The 2,910-nt window shown below is 56.2% G+C and carries 2 rRNA genes (1 of these 2 running past the window's edge); both read left to right on the plus strand.

Features of this window, described 5'->3' with window-relative positions:
• Positions 1–2,601 (plus strand): 23S ribosomal RNA (locus QO011_RS42270); it begins 214 nt to the left of the window's first position.
• 165 nt (positions 2,602–2,766) lie between these two features.
• Positions 2,767–2,881: ribosomal RNA gene (gene rrf / locus QO011_RS42275) — 5S ribosomal RNA — on the plus strand.
• Positions 2,882–2,910 lie beyond the last annotated feature (29 nt).

The raw sequence follows: 2,910 nt of genomic DNA on the forward strand, positions 1-2,910 counted from the left end.
GGTATTGAGACCCTGAATCCATAGGGGTTTCAAAGCGAACCCAGGGAACTGAAACATCTAAGTACCTGGAGGAAAGGACATCAACCGAGACTCCGCTAGTAGTGGCGAGCGAACGCGGACCAGGCCAGTGCCCTGCAAACTCATACCAGAACCGCATGGAAAGGCGGGCCGGAGCGGGTGATAGCCCCGTATGGATCAGGAGAATGCAGGGACTTGAGTAGGGCGGGACACGTGAAATCCTGTCTGAACATGGGGGGACCACCCTCCAAGCCTAAGTACTCCTCAGTGACCGATAGCGAACCAGTACCGTGAGGGAAAGGTGAAAAGATCCCCGACGAGGGGAGTGAAACAGATCCTGAAACCGGATGCCTACAAACAGGCGGAGCCCGCAAGGGTGACGCCGTACCTTTTGTATAATGGGCCAGCGACTTAGTGAGACGGGCGAGCTTAAGCCGATAGGTGTAGGCGCAGCGAAAGCGAGTCTGAACAGGGCGTTCAGTCCGTCTTATTAGACCCGAAACCGATGTGATCTAGCCATGAGCAGGTTGAAGGTGGGGTAACACCCACTGGAGGACCGAACCGGTGTCTGTTGAAAAAGCCTCGGATGACTTGTGGCTAGGGGTGAAAGGCCAATCAAACTCGGAAATAGCTGGTTCTCCGCGAAATCTATTTAGGTAGAGCGTCGCATGAATGCTCCAGGGGGTAGAGCACTGGATGGGCTAGGGGATCTTACCGATCTACCAAACCTAACCAAACTCCGAATACCTGGAAGCACTATGTGGCAGACAGACGGCGGGTGCTAACGTCCGTCGTCGAGAGGGAAAAAACCCTGACCACCAGCTAAGGCCCCCAATTCGTGGCTAAGTGGTAAAGGATGTGAGGATCCCATAACAACCAGGAGGTTGGCTTAGAAGCAGCCATCCTTTAAAGAAAGCGTAACAGCTCACTGGTCTAAACAAGGGTCTTTGCGCCGACAATGTAACGGGGCTCAAGCCACGAGCCGAAGCTGTGGGTGTGCGCAAGCACGCGGTAGCGGAGCGTTCCATAGGCCTGTGAAGGCGGACCCGTGAGGGCCGCTGGAGGTATTGGAAGTGCGAATGCTGGCATGAGTAACGACAAACAGTGTGAGAGACACTGTCGCCGAAAGTCCAAGGGTTCCTGCGTAAAGTTAATCTGCGCAGGGTTAGTCGGCCCCTAAGGCGAGGCTGAAAAGCGTAGTCGATGGGAATGCGGTGAATATTCCGCAACCAGTGGAAGGTGACGAATCCTTGATTTCGTCTGGTCTTATCGGATTGACCGGGCGGATGCGGGGTTCCAGGAAATAGCCTCCACAAGAGACCGTACCCGAAACCGACACAGGTGGACTGGTAGAGTATACCAAGGCGCTTGAGAGAATGATGCTGAAGGAACTCGGCAATTTGCCTCCGTAACTTCGGGATAAGGAGGCCTCGTCGGCGGGCAACCGTTGGCGAGGGGCACAAACTAGGGGGTGGCGACTGTTTAACAAAAACACAGGGCTCTGCTAAGCCGCAAGGCGACGTATAGGGTCTGACGCCTGCCCGGTGCCGGAAGGTTAAGAGGAGAGGTGCAAGCTTTGAATCGAAGCCCCGGTAAACGGCGGCCGTAACTATAACGGTCCTAAGGTAGCGAAATTCCTTGTCGGGTAAGTTCCGACCTGCACGAATGGCGTAACGATCTCCCCGCTGTCTCCAGCATCAACTCAGTGAAATTGAATTCCCCGTGAAGATGCGGGGTTCCTGCACTTAGACGGAAAGACCCCGTGCACCTTTACTATAACTTTACACTGGCATTCGTGTTTGCATGTGTAGGATAGGTGGTAGGCTTTGAAGCGAGGGCGCCAGCTCTCGTGGAGCCACCCTTGAAATACCACCCTTATGAACATGGATGTCTAACCGCGACCCGTCATCCGGGCCCGGGACAGTGTATGGTGGGTAGTTTGACTGGGGCGGTCGCCTCCCAAAGAGTAACGGAGGCGTGCGAAGGTGGGCTCAGACCGGTCGGAAATCGGTCGTCGAGTGCAATGGCATAAGCCCGCCTGACTGCGAGACTGACAAGTCGAGCAGAGACGAAAGTCGGCCATAGTGATCCGGTGGTCCGTTGTGGAACGGCCATCGCTCAACGAATAAAAGGTACGCCGGGGATAACAGGCTGATGATTCCCAAGAGTCCATATCGACGGAATCGTTTGGCACCTCGATGTCGACTCATCACATCCTGGGGCTGGAGAAGGTCCCAAGGGTTCGGCTGTTCGCCGATTAAAGTGGTACGTGAGTTGGGTTCAAAACGTCGTGAGACAGTTTGGTCCCTATCTGGTGTGGGCGCAGGAGAATTGAGAGGATCTGTCCTTAGTACGAGAGGACCGGGATGGACGTACCTCTGGTGGACCTGTTGTGGCGCCAGCCGCAGTGCAGGGTAGCTATGTACGGACGGGATAACCGCTGAAGGCATCTAAGCGGGAAACCCACCTCAAGATGAGTTCTCCCTTGAAAGCCGTGGTAGACCACCACGTTGATAGGCCGGATGTGGAAGCGCCGCGAGGCGTGCAGCTGACCGGTACTAATCGCTTGATCGGCTTGATCGCTCCCATCATCCATGCTCACAGCGCGGCCCGAAGGGCCGTCGCGACGTCGCGACCTCGAAGAGGTCGTCGACATGCGACCGACAGGTCGTCCCTCGCAACCCGTAGGGTTGTCGAGCCCGTCGCACACAGCGCGACAAAGACCCTTGCTTCCGTGTCCTTCGCCGGCCTGGTGGCCTTAGCGAGGAGCCTGAACCCGATCCCATCCCGAACTCGGCCGTTAAACTCCTCCGCGCCGATGGTACTATGTCTCAAGACCTGGGAGAGTAGGTCGTCGCCAGGCCTGCCAAGAACACGTCCTCCTCACAATGC

Origin of the sequence: Labrys wisconsinensis (assembly GCF_030814995.1) — a bacterium.
Lineage (GTDB): Bacteria > Pseudomonadota > Alphaproteobacteria > Rhizobiales > Labraceae > Labrys > Labrys wisconsinensis.